We start from the raw sequence: 17331 nt of genomic DNA on the forward strand, positions 1-17331 counted from the left end.
TACAAAGCAGAGCTACATGATCCATTGGGTAAAGGGATTTTTGATCGGGCTTTCATTGGTCCTGTTTTTCTTGGGAAAAGAGGAGGATATCAGGTATTTTCAACCTGCTACCATAACCATAGCGGATTCTTCCAGCCTGGTCACCGTACCTATCAACGATTCTCTGTACCGACAGGAAATGCTTCAGAAAGACGGAACTGTAGGAGTTCCACTGAATTATTTTATGGATTTGCACACCGGCGTATGCTTTGACAACAAGTGTCGTCCCTTAAAAATAAGGGTGTACTGGAACATTACCGGCAGGTACCTGGGTTTTGAGCTGTATGATGGCGAGTTCCTGAGCAAATATGACCATGATCCTTTTTCAGCAATAGAATACGAAAAATTGCATCAACTGCTTGCAGATCCCTTTCTGCCATTGGGAGATTATGCCTTTGAGGATTTAATCAACCATACGGACACGGCAAGCCATTCAGTAGATGGGGTATCAGGAGCTACGGCAAAGGATGTGCTGGAATATGTGGTGCCCGGAGCTGCCTACACTACCCATAAATTATACCATGTCGTCCATGGCCCGGTTCAACAGCAGGTTATAGGTCTGACAGAAAGCAGCCTTGATCCGCATTTGTTTACAAAGATCCTGCAAAGTACCGATCAGACTGACAGAACCTGGGCATTGGAACGGCTTGCCTTACTCCCGGAATTGAATGATTTGGTGCTAGATGGATTAATTAAAATTTTACTTGAGGATGAATATTTCCAGTCCTACCTCTTGCTGAATACACTTACCAGCAGTCAATTGGAATCGGAGAAATTACAAACCAGTCTCTTCCAACTCATTGGAAAGGTAGACGCTGGAATAGAAAACCTGATTTTTAATAAATTGGCTGAAGCACCTCATTTAAGGCCAGCAGTGGTTGAACAATCACTGCCGAACCTAAAGCAGATGAATGGTCCGCAGCTGGTAAAGTTGCTGAAATTATATTCAGAGCATGGGATTAATTCGGCCAATTTAAATGAAGCACTTGGCGGAATGATACCCCATGAAAACAGTTTTGTGGAGCGTCAGGTACTACAGTTTCTGGAGAAGCAGGGCAGCAGTCCTGATCATTAAAGGGATCCCTGGTGCCTAAGGGAGACCGTTGTCTTTTTCTATTGTTAGAGTTAAATCGCGTAAAGCTCCACCTATTCAAGTAAAATCCTGTGGGTCTAGATTGTTTAGAATTTGCCTTTTAACAATAGGTAGTAATACGATACTTTATCGTATTTTCGTAAAAAGTTATTATTATGAAAGTTACAGCCATTATTCCTGACGAGTTGATAGCGGAAGACATGGAATTATCCAAGGCAGGTACAATCACAGAAACGGTAAAAATCGCTTTAATTGCTTACATCAGAACCCAAAAAATCAAGCAATTGGGAGCCACGGTTTTGAATGAACCATTGGCGTTTAGGTACGCTGCGAAGGAAATACGGGACTTGAATCGCGAATGAGAGGTGTTGTGTTCGATACTTCCATCTGGATTGAATACCTGAAAGGAAATCCCAAATACTTTAATGTTTGCCAGGAACTTCTTGAGAATGGCAGAGTGTTTGGCCTTGAGCTTATTTTTGTGGCTTAGCTCAAATTTATGGCTCCTGCCTTGATAATCCCTAATTTTTTATCCAAATTAATGTCATGGAAGCCCATCCAATATCCTTTTTTCATCCCAGGGAACTGCATAGCAATACGAGTGTCCTGACCATGACTGCCTACGTACTCAATGGTATGATGGTATATTTGAACTGGCCCCATTGGGTGGGGTACCTGTCATTACTTATTTTGACTATTAATTTTACTCTGATAGGCATACTTTTTTACCAGGTCCTGAATGACGAGGAAGAAAAAAATATGCGTAGGAACTGGTTATTTACTATTTTAAGGACAGTACTAAACCTGTTGCTCTTATTTTTGGTGCTTTACCATATGGAATTGATCTGAATTTTGCCTGTAATGAAAAAAGCCAACCCTGTTTTTTCCTGTTTAATTTTCCTACTTGCTTTAAATATGGGTTGGTTACAGGCCCGGCAAGCTTCACCACCCAATATCCTGATGATCTCCGTCGACGATCTCAACGATTTTATCGGCGGTATGGGCCATCCGGATGCCATTACCCCCCACCTAGACCGCCTGATTTCCCGGGGTGTTTTGTTTGCCAACGCCCAATGCCAGGCTCCCATGTGCAGTCCGTCCAGAACGGCCATCATGACTGGGCTTAGGCCTTCCACCACCGGTATTTATGGGTTTATCGGGGACAACCAAATCAAGGAGACGAACGAGGCCACCCAAAAAATCACCTTGCTACACCAATATTTCAAGGATGCTGGGTACCATACCATGGGTGTTGGAAAAATTTTTCATAACCATGCGCCCGACGGCTTATTGGATGAAAGCGGCGGGAGGGAGAGCGGTTTTGGTCCCAAGCCGGCACAAAGCTTCCATTGGGATAAAAATGGCACCTCCACGGACTGGGGGGCTTTCCCCGAAAGGGACGATCAGATGCCGGATTATCGATCGGCCCAATGGGCCATTGAAAGGATTCAAAAAGAATATGATCAACCCTTTTTCCTATCCGTGGGTTTCCTTCGTCCTCATGTGCCATGGCATGTACCTCAAAAATGGTTCGATCTTTATGACACAACAAAGATCCATTACCCGGCATACCTTAAAAATGACAGGGATGACCTGCCACAGATAGCCTTGAAAATTGATGATTTACCCATGATGCCTACGACGGAATGGGCCAAAAAAAACGGGCAATGGAAAAATATACTTCATGCCTACCTTGCCTGTGTATCTTTTGTTGACCACTATATTGGGGAGTTGTTGAATGCCCTGGAAGAAAGTCCCCATGCGGAAAACACCATTGTGGTACTCTGGTCTGATCATGGCTACCGGCTGGGAGAAAAGGGCACCTTTGCCAAAGTTGCACTCTGGAACAGGGCCACCATCTCCCCCCTGATCTTTGCGGGTCCCGGAATCCCAAAAAACCAGCGTGTAGATGCACCGGTGGAGTTATTCTCCATTTATCCGACGCTTACGGACCTGGCCAAGCTCCCCAAACCCCAACATATGGAAGCCAAAAGCATCTATCCACTCTTAAAAGACCCCAAAAGTAAATGGGCAACCCCTGCCATCACCACATGGGCCCGGAATAACCATGCGGTTGTCAGCCAGGATTATCGCTACATCCGCTATGAGGATGGTTCCGAGGAATTGTATGACTTGAATGAGGATCCGAACGAGTGGTACAATGTGGCTGGAGAAGAAAAATATTCATCCATAAAATCGGAGTTGTCACAGTATCTACCCAAAATAAACGAAAAATGGGCAGCGGCATCCCGCTATGACAACAATGACTATTTTCGAAAACAAAAAGCGGAGCAAAGTGAGTAGGGGATTTAGTGTTTTCAGAAATGAATTCAATTCAAACCCCAAATGAATTTTCCTTCATTTCTATCGTCCTCAGACCATAATTCTGGGGTTCTGAGTTTTTGATTTATTGATAGTCCACGATTAAAAAGCGTTTCAAGCCGTTTTAATTATTGTAATTCGAACATCAATTTAAGCTTTTTATTGACAGCATGTTGTTGAGTGGCTGAAAGTTCTCCCAGTTGCCTTTTGATAAGGTTTTTAGGAATCGTTACCAGACGATGTAGTCTGACAACGGAATTAACAGCTAAACCGGTAATAGAAAAATCATCACTATTTTCTCTGATTACAATATCAGAAACGGCTGGAATATTAGGGGTTTTGCTACTTATGAAAGCTATTATAACATGGTGGTATTCTCCAATTGTGTTGGTCAGGCATACAGCAGGTCTGACCTTTGTTGCACTAAAATCATCAAAAGGAAAAGGCACTAATACAATTTTATGTTTAATCATTTAGAGGTTTTCCATCGGTTATAGAATAAATATCTTCTTGCTCATCCTTGAGAAAATCAAAGGCAGGATTGGTTGACATCGTAGATAGCCATTCCTTCTCTTCCTTTTCATCTTCCTCCATTAAAATAATAATTTTAACTTTTTTCCCTCTCACAACCAAGGGCTGGTCCAGAAGTATCGCCCCTTCTTGATTAATTTGTCCGGTAGTCTCTATCGCTTTCATATGCTTAAATTTATCCTTAATCAAAAATATGAAATTAAAACTGAACTTTCTATTCCTATTTCCTTTCTAAGATCAAAGTATTCATCCTCAGTTGAAGACCCCTGACAGCAACTGGCAACCCCTGCCATCACTACATGGGCCCGGAACAGCCAGGCGGTTGTCAGCCAGGATTACCGTTACATCCGCTATGAGGATGGTTCTGAAGAATTGTATGACCTGGCAGCAGATCCAAAAGAGTGGTATAATGTTGCCGCTGAGGAAAAATATATATTGGTCAAACCGGAGTTGGAGCAGTATCTGCCGTAAATCAATGTAAAATGGGCAGCGGAATCCCGATATGATAATAACGACTACTTTCGAAAACAAAATGTGGAGCAAAGTGAATAGCAGCTGGTATATTAGAGATTTGGCTACTTAATGAAAGCTATTATAACATCTAGCCCTTGCCGTAGCTCGCCCAAGTCCAATCCCATCAATCTCTTTCAATCTATTTCACAATCAGCCCAGATCAATCCTGTTTTTATTTTGCCATTTATTGGATTTAAGATGTCATTTAATTTAACTTGGATTTTAATTTTGAATTTCTGCCCAATTAACCCAAGTCTTATGTGCCAAATCATTTCCTTCTTTCGTATTTTTGGTAAACGATCAATTTGGGTTTATTTGGTTCGGTTGGTATTTTTTCTGAATTTATTTTTCTTCCTTAAGCCCGATGGCCAGGCACAGTCATCAGATAACATCCCTGTTTTAATTGTGGATGGGTTCAGCAACCACGATTGGAAACAAACTTCCGCGGTTACAAAATGGATTTTGGAAGAAAGCGGATTGTTTAAAGTTGATATAAGCACAGTTCCTGAGGACAGCATGGCAAGGCAATCCTGGCTTCCAACATTTGACCGATATGCTGTGGTCATTCAAAACACCAATAATATCCATAATTCCAGTTTAAGGTGGCCCAAAGAAGCCGAAAGGGCATTGGAAAAATACGTGGCCAAGGGAGGTGGATTATATATCCTTCATTCGGCCAACAACGCATTTTCCCATTGGGAAGCTTACAATGAAATGATAGGGTTGGGTTGGAGATCCCAATCGGTGGGTAGGGCATTGGAAATTGACTCACAGGGAAATATAAAACGATACCCACCGGGTGAGGGAAGAGGCACCGGGCATGGTGAGCGCTTTAATGCCCTTATCCAAATTTTAAACCGACACCCGATCAATCAGGATTATCCGGATGCCTGGCAGACGGTGAATACCGAAGTTTACTACTTTCCACGAGGTGATGCGAAAAATATTGAGGTGTTGTCTTATGCTAATGATAGCACAAGTACCCAACAAAACTGGCCAGTTGAATGGGTGGTTGAGTACGGGAAAGGCAGGGTTTATAATTCATCACTGGGGCACCTTTGGGAAGGGGAGATCTTTCCTCCAGCTTACCGCTGTGCGGGTTACCAAACCACTGTGGTCCGGGTCACCGAATGGCTGGCCACAGGCAAAGTGGATTTTCCGATTCCCCCTGATTTCCCTACGGCCGATTCACCTAGCCTGAGAAATCCAACTATGGAATAGAAATAGAAAGCCATAAGCACTTAAAAATTAAACCAAATTAAATGAAGAACCTGTTTGTTTGCCTATTCAGCCTGCTTTTGTGTAGCGGCATCTATGCGCAAGAGTTCGAAAAGCAGCCCGCTGCCAATTTTGATCAAGAAAGAACTGGAATTCCCAAAGGGAAAATAGATACGATAACTTATCCCTCTCAAACGGTGGATACCCTACGCAGGGCGTTTGTTTATTTGCCCCCGTCCTATTCGGAAAATGAAAATTACCCTGTATTGTACTTATTGCATGGGATAGGAGGGGATGAGGAAGAGTGGTTGAGAGGCGGGACTCCCCAGGTTATTCTGGATAACCTTTATGCTGATGGAAAGCTTGAGCCCATGATCGTAGTCCTTCCCAATGGCCGGGCCATGAAAGATGACCGTGCCGGAGGAAATGTGATGGAGCCCGAAAAAGTGGCCGCTTTCGCCACCTTTGAGAAAGACCTTTTGAATGACCTTATTCCTTTTATTGAAACCAATTACCAGGTGATAAAGGATAGAGAAAGCAGGGCTTTAGCCGGTCTGTCCATGGGCGGAGGGCAATCTCTGAATTTTGGTCTGGGGAACCTCGATACCTTTGCCTGGGTAGGTAGTTTTTCCGCCGCCCCGAATACCAAAGCGCCTGATGAATTGATTCCCGATCCTGAAGCAGTTGGGGATTTAATAAAAGTTTTGTGGCTTTCCTGCGGAGATGAAGACCGGCTTTTGCGATTCAGTGAGCGCACCCATGAGTACCTTGACCAACATAATATTCCTCATTTTTATTACATCGAACCCGGTGGTCATGATTTTAAAGTGTGGAAAAGTGGTCTGTACATGTTTTCGCAATTGCTCTTTAAGCCAGTGGATCACTCCCTCTTTGGGAGTTATAAATTGTAGGCTAATCCTTTCGTTTAAACCCTTCAATCCTAATTCTCCGACAACTCAGCGCCTAAGGGGCCTGGGCCTGTCGAAGGCCAATCTCCATCAATCTGGTGCCTGCAGTACCTGTGGTCCCTGGGCTTGTCGAAGAGTAATCTCTTTCCACCTTCGGACCAATTATTACCTACAGCTGCTTCAATGGATTTACCAAAGGCTTTCCCATTTCCGGAATGGTTATTTCAAACCGGTCTCCATCCTGCACTTCAATCCCGTCGGCAAAACTGGCTACTGCAGTGCCAAAATAATGCACATGTACATCCCCGGGTTGCCGGAAAAGCTCATATTTGAAATGGTGGTGTTCCAGGTTGGCGATATTATGACTCATATTGGCATTGCCGGTAAGAAATTCTTTTTGCCAAACGACTTTGTCGCCTCTTTTGATGGAACTGAGCCCCTGTAAGTGATCTGGCAGATCGCTGACAAGCAGTTCCGGCCCGTAAGCACTGGGCCTGAGTTTGGAATGGGCCAGGTAGAGGTAATTGATTTTCTCCATTTTATGGTCCGAAAATTCATTGCCCAGGGCAAAACCAATCCGAAACGGTTTGCCATCAGGGTCAATAACATACAGCCCAGCCAGTTCGGGTTCCTCTCCTCCATCCAGGGCAAAGGGAGGGGAAATCAGGGGATGTCCCGAAGGTACCACACAAAGTCCGTTGCCTTTGTAAAACCACTCGGGCTGAACTCCAGGATCTTTACCATGCATTTTTCCACCCTCCAGTCCCATCTGAAACATCTTCATGGAATCCGTCAACTCGTCAGGCTTACTGCTTTCAAGTTTTTGGTGCATTTTGTCCCGGGAAGCAGCCGATCCCAGATGGGTCAGGCCAGTCCCTGTAATCCACGACCGGTAAGGGTCAGGGTGTGCTAGAGGTAATTGGATCAGGTTATTGACAATAAGGGGTTCATAGGCTTGGGTTTCCCTGCTCAAATGTTCTTCTACCAGATCTGAAATGGATTTTCCTGTCTCAAATACTTCTTGGGTCAGGGCATAGGTGCTGGATATTCCTTTTACTATACGGAGATGGTCTTTTTCCACCATCCCTACCTGTGAAGCGGAATCTTTATTTTTAAATTGTACAATTCTCAAGAGTAATTGGGTTTAGGTTAAGAAAACGGAAAAGGTAGCATGGTCCGGTATAAAAGACAAGATTAAAGGGCATCTAAATGGATTTTTCAATTCGGAAATAAGAGAGCGGCTGCATCTTCTAAAATGAAATTTTCCGGGTACTTAAAGTTTGATTAACAGTGGAGCCAGGTACTTTCACCTAAAACCGAAACAAATGGTAAGGGCAATCCGGTGCCTGTTGTGCCTGAGCCCGTCGAAGGCAGCCTGTCGAAGGTCAATCCTATTCCGAACGTAACCCGCTTAAATAAGCCGTGAGATGTGCCAAATCTTCTTCATTCATGTCCAGTTGTGCAGGATCAGGCATGATGCTGGTATTGAACCTTTTCCGGGATGCAATGTCTTCTGAGGAAATGTTATAAGCCTCATTTTGCATGCCTTCCAGTACCACTATCGGCCCATCCGCCTGCAGGAATCCGGCAGCCACCGTCCCATCTTTTAAAGTGATGAGCCACATTTCATAACCAAAGGCTACCCCGGCACTTGGATTGGTGATCGCATCCAATAAGCCTTCCTGATCCAGTTTGGCCCCAATCATGCTCAGGTTTGGTCCGATATTCCTGCCTTCATTCCCTATTTGGTGGCAGGTGGCACATTTGCCCTGGTATACTTGTTTCCCTTTTACAGGGTCACCGTCCAATGCCGTGATGTTGGCAAGGGAGAAAGCTGTTTCAGGGGAGGGATGGTCAAAATAATCTCCGGCCAGCACCTGAATGGCCTGTTCCGGGTTGTCGAAAATCACCTCGCTGACGGCTGCTTTCAATTCAGGGGATAATGCTTCTTTTTCTGCCAGTCCGAGGAGCATCAGTCCTCCGGTTTTATCCCTGGCCATGGCTTTGGCTGCCTGAACTTTTTCGGCTGTTGGGGCATTGCTACTTTCAATTGTGGATTTCAAATCCAGCATCTCCTTCTGAATTTCCGAACTGAGGTTGGCCTTCAATTCCGGAATTTCCATATCAAAACCATTCCAGTCATTGTTTCTCCTGTACCTCAGCCACCACAAAGCCTGGTCCTTTACACCGGCAATTTCTGATGCCGCAATTTCCTGCATGGCATTTACCGCTTCCTGTTCATTGATAAAACCCAGGGCGGTAACTGCTTTTTGTTGCTGGGCAGCCGTTAGTTGATTTGCCATGGCCCTTTCTTTCAATCCGGAGATGGCCTGGATGGGATGCAGGCGCCACATCAAATCCGCATATCCCGGTTGCCAATTAACCGGATCAGATCCAAGTTTCTGGTGCAGGGCAGGATAAATTTCTTCTTCTTTTCCGTCCATAGCCAATCCCAGGGCTTCAACATAATAGCGGTCTGCACCTTCGTGTTGAGATGCCAATTGAATCAAGGTTTCTTCTACCGCTTCGAGAGGCATATCCCTCAGGGCCACTGCTACCTCACGTCTGACTTTAGGAGAGGGATCTGCACTTAATTCCCTTGCATAGGTAATGATATCTGATTTAACCTGACGCAAAGCCCTGAAAGCAGTCAGGCGCAGGTCCGGATTTCCGGCTTCCAGCTGTTTTTCTACTTCCAAAACCCCTTCATCGCCCATTTGGGCCAAAAGCCAGATGGCCCTTGCCTGGTGGTAAGGGTTTTCATCTTCCAAAACAGCCCTGACCTCTTCAATGGCCTGGCTGCCTTGTGCTGCCAGCAAGGCAAAGCCCGCATTCCGAACATTGACAGCCGGGTTCAATAAAGCAGCTATTTGCCCACTTGTAGTGGAGAGGTCGATTTCAGGTTTTGGGAGGTTTTTACCCTTAGGTGTGATGCGGTATATGCGGCCATAACCCACACTGTCAATCATCCTATGGCCTCCAACCATACCGTCATACCAATCAGCCACATAGATGGCCCCATCAGTTCCTACAAGCACATCGCTGGGACGGAACCATTTGGATTTATCTTCATCCGTTGCGCGGCTTTTGGCTTCCTCTACTTCCTCCTCCTTCAGGGAAGTGATCAGGTTGTGGCGTTTCAAAACAAATCCGGCACCCTTGGTTTCGGGTTTGTAAGCCAAAATTACATTTCTGCCCGCTTCCCCTGCCAGTAAGGTGCCACGGTATTTTTCCCCCATCAAATCACTCTCGTAGAAAGCTACACCGGTAGGCGAACCGGCACCTGTGCTGTCCCCGAGCGGAATTACTCCGGGATCATCCTGGTGCCAGTGGGCGGTTACGGTAGCTTGACCGGGACGGCGATCGGCCTGCCATTTCCTGGATCCATCGGTATTGAAATAGCCCATATTGCCGCCTTCCATCAGCCAGGAAACACGGACGCCTTTGTTCCCATCGTCGTCGTTGTCATTTTGCCACATATTCCCATAGGAATCCAGTGCCAGCTCGTAGGAATTTCTAAAATTATGGCCCAGCACTTTCATGCCGGTGCCGTCCGGATTGACCCGCAGAGCAATGCCGCCAACCCACATTTTCCCATCGTCGCTGACCATGCCCGGTGCGTTATCTTTCATATGCGGCGAACCCCCATTGTATAAACTTCCTGATCGCAGGGTCCAGCCGCTTTTATCGGTGACAATATGTGGTCCTGCATTGCCGGCATTGAAGTAATATTTCCCATCGGGTCCGGCCACCACGGCATGTAATCCATGGTCATGATCCAGTCCCCCAAAACCAGTCAAAAACACCTCCTTTTTATCTGGGGTATCGTCTCCGTTTTCATCCGTATAAATGATAATGGAAGGCCCGCTGGAAACAATGACTTTATTGCCTATTACAGAAATTCCCAATGGGGCCGTTAGATCCTCGTCTTGCACGAAAACCTTGGAAGTTTCGGCCACCCCGTCTCCATCTTTGTCCTCCAGTATCATTACCCGATCTCCAGATGCATGGTTTTTAAACTTTTCAGGATCATTCCGGAACAAGCGGTAATTGAGCGCCTCTGTCACCCATATCCTTCCTTTTGCATCCACATCCATATTGGTAGGGTTAAAAAACTGGGGTGATTCCGCCCATAAGGTGGCTTCTAAATCTTCAGGCAAATACAGCCCGGTACTGTCATCATAATATTTTTCACCCAATGAAAAAGGCTCCTCCTGAACTTCTTTTTGGCAACTGAGGGTGAATAATGAAATGACCAGGATGCTCATGCAAAAGAAGGCCATGCTGAAGCTGGCAGGTCCTGACTTGAATAAATTATATGACATTTTGGGCAAAATTAAATGGATTGTATAATGGCGATTTGGCCATCGTTATTTTACAGTTAAGGCTAAAAGTAAAAAAAAATGCTATGAAAAGAAAGCATTGGATTTTCTGCGCAACCATTTTTATTCTTTCGGAAACAAATGATAATTAACCCCAATTGAAACGCCCATAAGATGATATTTGTGCCGTTCACCACCAATGGGTTGAATGCCTTTCCAATATTCACCTTCCAAATAGGTGGAAAACCGCCTACTCAATTCATAGCTAAGACCCAGTCCACTTTGAAGGTAGGATAGTTGCCAGGTATTTTGGAAAACGGATGTTGAATAGCCCAAAGATGAGGCAAATATAGGTTTATTGTAAGCAAATTTTTGATCGCCAATATAATGGGCAATCAGTCCCACTCTGAAATTTAAGCCAAAATTATTGATGATATTTTGATGATAGCTAAGTGAAAGTGGCATTAGCAACTGCCGGGTTTCTATTCTGATATGGTCCACAGGATAGTTTACCATCGACCAATCAGGGAAATGCAGCAGTTTTTCTGTGGGATAGCCTTCTCCAACTGAAATGTAATTATTGGTATTGCTACCCATTACCCCGGCAGAAACAGACCACTTTTGATTGATTACCAAGGCCATATGTAATCCGGGAAATCGCCAGGAAAATAATTCTTCCGAATAGGGTAGCCGCGTGGTACTGAAGCCATCAACGGGGTAAAGCCAGCGCATCGCCGGACCCAGGGTTAGGTCCCAATGTAATGGCTCTTTTGTTTTATACATGTCTCCAGTCCCCTTCACGGTGGCAGAGGGGATGGTTGAGGTGCTGTCGTCAATTGTCAGCAAGTGACGGATCAGTTCCTGCTCAGACATGGTATCCAGGCTAAAATAGCTTTGCGGGTTTTTCTGACTGTAATAGCTCGGCTTTGATCCGGTATTATTTTCTGCAGAAGCCTGCTTTTTATCCCCTGAATATCTTTTTAGGACGGCTGTTTTCTTTCTTTTTCCAGCATTGCTCTTTTTACCGGCTGGGTTTACGGAATTTTCTTTTTTAATTTCTTTATTTAAATCCTCTGAATAACCCTGATGCTTTCCGACATTATAGTCCTCAGATTCATTGGAATAAGGGACAAGCTGATTCGATTTGTCAGTGCTCTCTGACAATGAATTAATATTTGGGGCTTTCCCTTCTATCTGAATGGAGTAGGTATGTTGTGTTTCGGTTTTGAGTCCGCGGTATTGGAAGTAAAGAAAAGTTCCCAATAAAAATAAGCCAGAAACCGGAACAACAATCCACCAGGTTTTCCACCAGGGAATTTTCTTCAGATGTGGCAAAAAATCCGTCCAGGCAGCTTCCGAAAATTCAGGATGGTAAGCTTCCAGTTTTTCCTTGATCAGGCGATCCATTTTATTCTTTTCCATATACCTGTTGTGTTGAAGTGGAAATATCGTTTAGTACCTGTTGAAGTTTCAGCCTTGCCTTGGAGAGATTTGATTTTGAAGTTCCAGTAGAGATTCCAAGTTTTTCAGCAATCTCCTTGTGGCTGAATTCCTCTACCACATGTAAGGTGAATACCATCCGGTAAGCCGGGGGGAGGCATTGTACCAACTTAAGGATATCTTCAGTATGCAATTGGGATAAGTTCCTTTCAGCATCCGGCCGTTCTACATCCAGCCCGATATCCACATGCTGGTTATTGTGTTTTTTATTTTTCCGATAATGATCTATAGCGGTATTGATTAAGATTCTTCTTAACCAGCCGGCAAAGGATAGATCAGGTGAATACCGCTTGATCTGTGTAAAAACTTTCAGGAAACCGTCGTTGAGAATTTCTTTGGCTTCTTCAGGACCGGATGAAAAGCGAGCACAAATACCCATAGCATAAGGATAGGCATGTTTGAATAGTTCATATTGTGCTTTGGATTGACCCTGGCAGCATTGGGCGATGATTTTTTTCAGTTTAGGGGATTCATGCAGGTTCATATATCTACATCACGGGAAAAATCATAGAGGGGGTTGCCTGTCCTTAGAAAATTTTTTTAGTTATTACATAAAACGATTGAAAAGGAATGCGATCTGAAGCCAACAGCGTTAAGTTCAAAATTCAGTTAAGGAGAAACCAAAAATAATTACTTTCATTTTAAAAAATTGAAATAAATGATTATTATCCCGGTTAAACACCAACAATAACCCCAACACATGACAAAACGCAGAGAATTTTTAAAGAAAACCGCATTAAGTACTGCAGGAATAAGCTTCAGCGGTCTTGGATTCAGTGCCAAAAGTTATGCATCCATTATGGGTTCCAATGACCGCATCAACCTGGCCCAGATAGGTATCCGCAATCAGGGAACCGTTCATCTCGACAACTATTGCAGTCTCAAAGACAGTCACAACGTGGCTTTAAGGGTACTTTGTGATGCCGATGAAGCATTATTTGATGTCAAAGCAAAGCTCGTAGAGGACAAGACTGGTGCCCGGCCTGGTCTGGAATGGGATCTTAGGAAGGTACTGGATAACAAAGAAATTGATGCAGTTTCCATGGCCACACCCAATCACTGGCATGCCCTGGCCACGGTTTGGGCTTGTCAGGCAGGAAAGCACGTTTATGTGGAAAAACCAGCCTCGCATACGATTTGGGAAGGCAGGAAAATGGTGGAAGCTTCCCAAAGGACTGGGTTGACAGTACAAGTTGGATTGACCAATCGTGCGTATACAAATGTACGGGATGCTATCCAATTCCTACATGAAGGCGGAATAGGAAAGGTGTACATGGCTCGCGCCCTTACGTACAAGCTGCGCAACTCATACGGTACGGCAAAAGACAGTGATCCACCGCCAGGTTTCCACTACGACCAATGGTTGGGTCCGGCACCCTACCGTCCCTATAATGAAAAGCGGAGTCATTACAACTGGCACTGGTTCTGGGATACGGGCAATGGGGATTCGGGCAATACCGGTACCCACCAATTGGACATCGCCCGCTGGGGGCTGCAAAAGTACGAACATCCGGAGACAGTGTATTCCAGGGGAGGAATTTACGGTTTCGACCAGGATGCATGCAAGCCTGAAGATTGTACTCCCGGTACCCTGGTTTATGGCGATGTAAATACCTATGGGCATGACCCCTCCATGCAGGAAACCCCGAATATACAAACGGCCCTGTTCAATTATGCCGATGGTACCCTGCTCGAATACGAAGCACGCGGAAGGTATACCAACCACGAAGGGAGTGATGGCAGGGAAGTGGGAAACCTCTTTTATGGTTCGGAAGGCTGGCTGGAAATCGCGGGTAACAGTTGGAGGGCATTTCACCACCGGGATACCAGACCTTTTGCCAGTTCAAAGGAACAGGCTTCAGGACCGGAAGCCACGCTTTTTTCCAACTTCCTGGAGACCATTCGGTCCGGAGACAATAGGCAGCTCCAATGCACCATGCAGGAAGGGTTTTATTCCTCCGCATTGCCTCTGTTGGCCAATATTTCCTACCGTGTCAGGCGGGAACTGAGATTCCTGGGAGATAGGGAGCAATTTGCCAACGATCCCGAAGCCAATACGTACCTATCCAAAATTTACCGAGAACCGTTTTCTTTTCCCAAAATAACCTAAAAATGAAAAAACATATAATTAGAACCCTAATAGCGTTGTTCGTCGTATCCAGTGCCTTTGGCCAGGCCGTTCCAACGGGTAATCCGGCTGATTTTAAAGTGAAAACCTGCCTGCATTCCATTGGCTATTCCGGTCTGTGGCGGGGACAGGCTGTCCTTTCCGTGGATGAATTTTTAGTCAAAGCCAGCGAATTGGGATATGATGGGGTGATGCTCATGGCAAAAGCCCCACATCTTTCCATTTTGGAATACGATAAAGAAGCCCGGGAGCGCCTCAAAAACCGGATCGCTGAGTTGGATTTAACCCTTGTCGGACTTGCCGGGTACTCTGATTTTACTGCAGGCATGGACAAGCCCGGAATCCCTCATACTGAGATACAGGCAGCCTATATCGGTCAATTGGCGGAACTGGCCAGTGATCTGGGAACCAACATGATTCGTATTTTTACGGGCTACGAGCGCCCGGGAATTGCCTATGATAAACAGTACGCCACGGTAGTCGAAGGTATCACCCTTGCTGCCAAAGAAGCACAAAAATATGGGGTCACACTGGCCATCCAAAACCACCACGATATTGCCATCCACCACGACGCCATGTATTGGTTGCTCAAGGAGGTTAACCAGCCCAACGTCATGTCGGGTTGGGATGCATGGTCGCCCACCCTGGAAGGACTCACAAAAGAAGAAATCAGAAATTCGGTAAAGAAGATGAAGCCCTTTTTGGTGAATACCATCTTAGCAGATTATATCCCGCTTCCCAGATACCAATATGAACATTCACTGACCAATTATAAGTCTGAAAAACCAGTAATGCGGGCAACGGCTATGGGAGAGGGGATTATTGATTATGAGAATTTTATCGGAGCCCTGAAAGAAATTGGCTACCAGGGCTACCTGGTCTATGAAATGTGCGAAGTGCTGGAAGGTGGAGGCTCCATTGAAAACCTGGATGCTACCGCCAAAATATTTCTGGATTATGTAAAGCAGTTTGAATGATTTAAATTTTTGGTCAATACCATACACGGTTGATCAGGCTGGCCCTGTTTTTGTCCTCAGGTTTGATCAGGCCGAAGAAGTGGTAGTCGAGGTTTTTCGCAAATTATTGCGCAAAAAAGAATCTCAGATGGATTTTCGGAATTTTGAAGGCTACCTTTTTAAAATGGTGAAACACGAGTGCCAGAATTATTTAGATACCAGAAAAAACCGGGATTTCAGACATGTATTTGTTGATGATTTACAAGATTACCTCCACATGGATCAAAATGATCCTGAAAAATAGATTTTTATATTCTCAATCATTGTAAGATTAGTATTTTTTCTTAGGGAAATTAGCGGTAATGCACTGACTCTTGGGGGATTATATCCAATTCCATTATATTAGTACAATGAAGCAGAAAGAAGCCGGAAATATATCCCATCGAGACTTTTTACATCAGGGGATGTTATCGTGTCCAAAAGCATTTCTGGATTCCATTTGGATTTGGAATATGTTTTTAGGGATTTGGACGAAGGTAGGGAATACCCCAAAAATTGACTTGTCGGAAAGGGGTTCGGAATCTATATTCCCAAGCACCTCAATGAATCAACCGAAATTTAATTCGATAGTATGGTAAATTTAAAATGAGTGAGGCCCTGGTTTTTCCTGAGCAAATTTTTGGCTTAGCGATAAATATAAATCAGTTTTTGATTTTTTTGGCCATATTTGAATAAATCAACTAAATTGTAGACCAGATAGCCTAAACCAAATTGACCTAAAAGAATGAAAAAATTAATCCCCTTTGTAATTCTCCTGCTTATAAGCATGGATGTGCTCCAGGCCCAGGGCAACCGGCCCATTTTCGAAGAAATGCCCGGCATGGTTTCCTATACTTACCGGGATAGCTTCTCCAAAGACGTGGCTGCCACCCTGGATACCCTACAGGCCATGGGCATCAAGGACATGGAATTCTCCAACCTGTTTGGGACAACGGCAGCAGAAATACGAAAACTGCTCGATGAAAGGGACATGTATTGCTCATCATTTGGCGTGGGTTATCCTGATTTGGTCAATAAAACCCAGGAGGTGGCAGCAAATGCCAAAACCCTGGGTGCAAAATTTGTAAGGGTGGCCTGGATTCCCCATGAGTCCCCTTTTGACCTGGCAGATGCCAAAAAAGCCATTTCCGATTTCAACAAGGCCGGAAAAATCCTAAAGGAGGAACATGGCCTCACCTTTTGTTACCATAACCATGGTTATGAATTCTATCCTTATGAAGACGGGACCTTATTCGATTACATGACGGAAGAAACCGATCCTGAATATGTAAGCTATGAAATAGATATCCTTTGGACCTTCTTTCCCGGAGAAGATCCTGCCGCATTGATCAATAAATATCCTGATAGATTTAAGTTAATGCACCTGAAAGATCTTAAAAAAGGAGTGGACGGAAACATGTCTGGCGGAACACCTAAAGAAAATGACGTGGTTTTAGGTACAGGGCAATTGGACCTTCCCGCTATCCTGAAAGCGGCAAAAGCAGCCGGTATTGAGCATTACTATATAGAGGACGAAAGTCCGGTTTATTACAAGCAGGTACCCAGGTCCATTGAGTATTTGCAGGGTTTAACGTATTAAAAAAAGCAAAAAGTCTGCAAAAATTCTCATCACAAGAAAAATCAATAGTGTTTTACGTCAAGCACGTAAACTTGACATGATACTAAATCCGATTTCGTTATGTAGGGGTGGGAGTGAACTTGTTTGTGTGCAGAATATCCGGACCGGAAATTTAAGCTATTG

Annotated in this window: 16 protein-coding genes; 10 read left to right on the top strand and 6 right to left on the bottom strand. The window is 44.7% G+C overall.

Annotation, left to right across the window (positions count from 1 at the left end; genetic code table 11):
* The first annotated feature begins 16 nt into the window (after window positions 1-16).
* From G9Q97_RS22485 to G9Q97_RS22500, 4 genes are all read left to right on the top strand, one after another.
* Complete coding sequence (locus G9Q97_RS22485) at window positions 17-1114, top strand: hypothetical protein (RefSeq protein ID WP_166151157.1); 1098 nt, start codon at window positions 17-19, stop codon at window positions 1112-1114.
* Window positions 1115-1287: 173 nt separating this feature from the next.
* The gene (locus G9Q97_RS22490; protein WP_166151159.1) at window positions 1288-1494 is read left to right on the top strand and encodes a type II toxin-antitoxin system VapB family antitoxin; all 207 of its coding nucleotides are present in this window, start codon (window positions 1288-1290) and stop codon (window positions 1492-1494) included.
* A 184-nt stretch (window positions 1495-1678) separates the two neighbouring features.
* Window positions 1679-1981 carry a hypothetical protein gene (locus G9Q97_RS22495; RefSeq protein WP_166151161.1) on the top strand — a complete coding sequence of 101 codons (303 nt, stop codon included), beginning with the start codon at window positions 1679-1681 and terminating at the stop codon, window positions 1979-1981.
* A 66-nt stretch (window positions 1982-2047) separates the two neighbouring features.
* Entirely contained in the window at window positions 2048-3436 is a 1389-nt protein-coding gene (locus G9Q97_RS22500) for a sulfatase (protein WP_246255832.1), read from the top strand.
* Window positions 3437-3582: 146 nt separating this feature from the next.
* Here G9Q97_RS22500 and G9Q97_RS22505 read toward each other — a convergent pair whose 3' ends face one another.
* Both G9Q97_RS22505 and G9Q97_RS22510 read right to left on the bottom strand, forming a co-directional pair.
* Window positions 3583-3927, bottom strand: coding sequence for a type II toxin-antitoxin system PemK/MazF family toxin (locus G9Q97_RS22505; protein ID WP_222852067.1), 345 nt, complete (start codon window positions 3925-3927; stop codon window positions 3583-3585).
* Window positions 3920-4150, bottom strand: coding sequence for a hypothetical protein (locus tag G9Q97_RS22510; protein WP_162340760.1), 231 nt, complete (start codon window positions 4148-4150; stop codon window positions 3920-3922). Before G9Q97_RS22510 ends, G9Q97_RS22505 begins: the two co-directional genes overlap by 8 nt.
* Before the next feature lie 606 nt (window positions 4151-4756).
* On the opposite strand from G9Q97_RS22510, the gene G9Q97_RS22515 reads away from it, so the two are divergent.
* Entirely contained in the window at window positions 4757-5719 is a 963-nt protein-coding gene (locus G9Q97_RS22515) for a ThuA domain-containing protein (protein WP_166151165.1), read from the top strand.
* A 41-nt stretch (window positions 5720-5760) separates the two neighbouring features.
* Window positions 5761-6627 carry an alpha/beta hydrolase gene (locus tag G9Q97_RS22520; protein WP_166151167.1) on the top strand — a complete coding sequence of 289 codons (867 nt, stop codon included), beginning with the start codon at window positions 5761-5763 and terminating at the stop codon, window positions 6625-6627.
* A 166-nt stretch (window positions 6628-6793) separates the two neighbouring features.
* On the opposite strand, the gene araD1 is transcribed toward G9Q97_RS22520, so the two are convergent.
* The 4 genes from araD1 to G9Q97_RS22540 all read right to left on the bottom strand — a co-directional run bounded on the left by araD1 (window position 6794) and on the right by G9Q97_RS22540 (window position 12930).
* Window positions 6794-7756 (bottom strand): AraD1 family protein, encoded by a 963-nt coding sequence (gene araD1, locus G9Q97_RS22525; protein ID WP_166151169.1) that lies wholly within the window; start codon window positions 7754-7756, stop codon window positions 6794-6796.
* Between the two features lie 259 nt (window positions 7757-8015).
* A complete protein-coding gene (locus tag G9Q97_RS22530; protein ID WP_166151171.1) occupies window positions 8016-10949 on the bottom strand; it encodes a PVC-type heme-binding CxxCH protein in 2934 nt (977 codons plus the stop codon).
* A 120-nt stretch (window positions 10950-11069) separates the two neighbouring features.
* A complete protein-coding gene (locus tag G9Q97_RS22535) occupies window positions 11070-12368 on the bottom strand; it encodes a hypothetical protein (protein WP_166151173.1) in 1299 nt (432 codons plus the stop codon).
* Window positions 12355-12930: an RNA polymerase sigma factor gene (locus tag G9Q97_RS22540; RefSeq protein WP_166151175.1), complete on the bottom strand. Its 576-nt coding sequence runs from the start codon at window positions 12928-12930 to the stop codon at window positions 12355-12357. The genes G9Q97_RS22535 and G9Q97_RS22540 overlap by 14 nt, the downstream gene beginning before the upstream one ends.
* 216 nt (window positions 12931-13146) lie before the next feature.
* On the opposite strand from G9Q97_RS22540, the gene G9Q97_RS22545 reads away from it, so the two are divergent.
* The 4 genes from G9Q97_RS22545 (at window position 13147) to G9Q97_RS22560 (ending at window position 17169) form a co-directional block, all read left to right on the top strand.
* Window positions 13147-14556 carry a Gfo/Idh/MocA family protein gene (locus tag G9Q97_RS22545; RefSeq protein ID WP_166151177.1) on the top strand — a complete coding sequence of 470 codons (1410 nt, stop codon included), beginning with the start codon at window positions 13147-13149 and terminating at the stop codon, window positions 14554-14556.
* A 2-nt stretch (window positions 14557-14558) separates the two neighbouring features.
* Window positions 14559-15551, top strand: coding sequence for a sugar phosphate isomerase/epimerase family protein (locus tag G9Q97_RS22550; protein ID WP_166151179.1), 993 nt, complete (start codon window positions 14559-14561; stop codon window positions 15549-15551).
* Window positions 15544-15834 carry an RNA polymerase sigma factor gene (locus G9Q97_RS22555; RefSeq protein WP_166151182.1) on the top strand — a complete coding sequence of 97 codons (291 nt, stop codon included), beginning with the start codon at window positions 15544-15546 and terminating at the stop codon, window positions 15832-15834. The genes G9Q97_RS22550 and G9Q97_RS22555 overlap by 8 nt, the downstream gene beginning before the upstream one ends.
* 480 nt (window positions 15835-16314) lie before the next feature.
* Window positions 16315-17169 carry a sugar phosphate isomerase/epimerase family protein gene (locus G9Q97_RS22560; protein WP_166151184.1) on the top strand — a complete coding sequence of 285 codons (855 nt, stop codon included), beginning with the start codon at window positions 16315-16317 and terminating at the stop codon, window positions 17167-17169.
* The last annotated feature ends 162 nt before the right edge of the window (window positions 17170-17331 follow it).

Origin of the sequence: Cyclobacterium plantarum, from assembly GCF_011290685.1 — a bacterium.
In the GTDB taxonomy this organism is placed as follows: domain Bacteria; phylum Bacteroidota; class Bacteroidia; order Cytophagales; family Cyclobacteriaceae; genus Cyclobacterium; species Cyclobacterium plantarum.

Bases quoted from the DNA above. Each gene is read 5' to 3' on its own strand.
- G9Q97_RS22485 (WP_166151157.1), top strand. From the start codon at position 17: ATGATCCATTGGGTAAAGGGATTTTTGATCGGGCTTTCATTGGTCCTG.
- G9Q97_RS22490 (WP_166151159.1), top strand. From the start codon at position 1,288: ATGAAAGTTACAGCCATTATTCCTGACGAGTTGATAGCGGAAGACATG.
- G9Q97_RS22530 (WP_166151171.1), bottom strand. From the start codon at position 10,949: ATGTCATATAATTTATTCAAGTCAGGACCTGCCAGCTTCAGCATGGCC.
- G9Q97_RS22495 (WP_166151161.1), top strand. From the start codon at position 1,679: ATGGAAGCCCATCCAATATCCTTTTTTCATCCCAGGGAACTGCATAGC.
- G9Q97_RS22560 (WP_166151184.1), top strand. From the start codon at position 16,315: ATGAAAAAATTAATCCCCTTTGTAATTCTCCTGCTTATAAGCATGGAT.
- G9Q97_RS22500 (WP_246255832.1), top strand. From the start codon at position 2,048: ATGGGTTGGTTACAGGCCCGGCAAGCTTCACCACCCAATATCCTGATG.
- G9Q97_RS22540 (WP_166151175.1), bottom strand. From the start codon at position 12,930: ATGAACCTGCATGAATCCCCTAAACTGAAAAAAATCATCGCCCAATGC.
- G9Q97_RS22520 (WP_166151167.1), top strand. From the start codon at position 5,761: ATGAAGAACCTGTTTGTTTGCCTATTCAGCCTGCTTTTGTGTAGCGGC.
- G9Q97_RS22550 (WP_166151179.1), top strand. From the start codon at position 14,559: ATGAAAAAACATATAATTAGAACCCTAATAGCGTTGTTCGTCGTATCC.
- G9Q97_RS22545 (WP_166151177.1), top strand. From the start codon at position 13,147: ATGACAAAACGCAGAGAATTTTTAAAGAAAACCGCATTAAGTACTGCA.
- G9Q97_RS22505 (WP_222852067.1), bottom strand. From the start codon at position 3,927: ATGATTAAACATAAAATTGTATTAGTGCCTTTTCCTTTTGATGATTTT.
- G9Q97_RS22535 (WP_166151173.1), bottom strand. From the start codon at position 12,368: ATGGAAAAGAATAAAATGGATCGCCTGATCAAGGAAAAACTGGAAGCT.
- G9Q97_RS22515 (WP_166151165.1), top strand. From the start codon at position 4,757: ATGTGCCAAATCATTTCCTTCTTTCGTATTTTTGGTAAACGATCAATT.
- G9Q97_RS22510 (WP_162340760.1), bottom strand. From the start codon at position 4,150: ATGAAAGCGATAGAGACTACCGGACAAATTAATCAAGAAGGGGCGATA.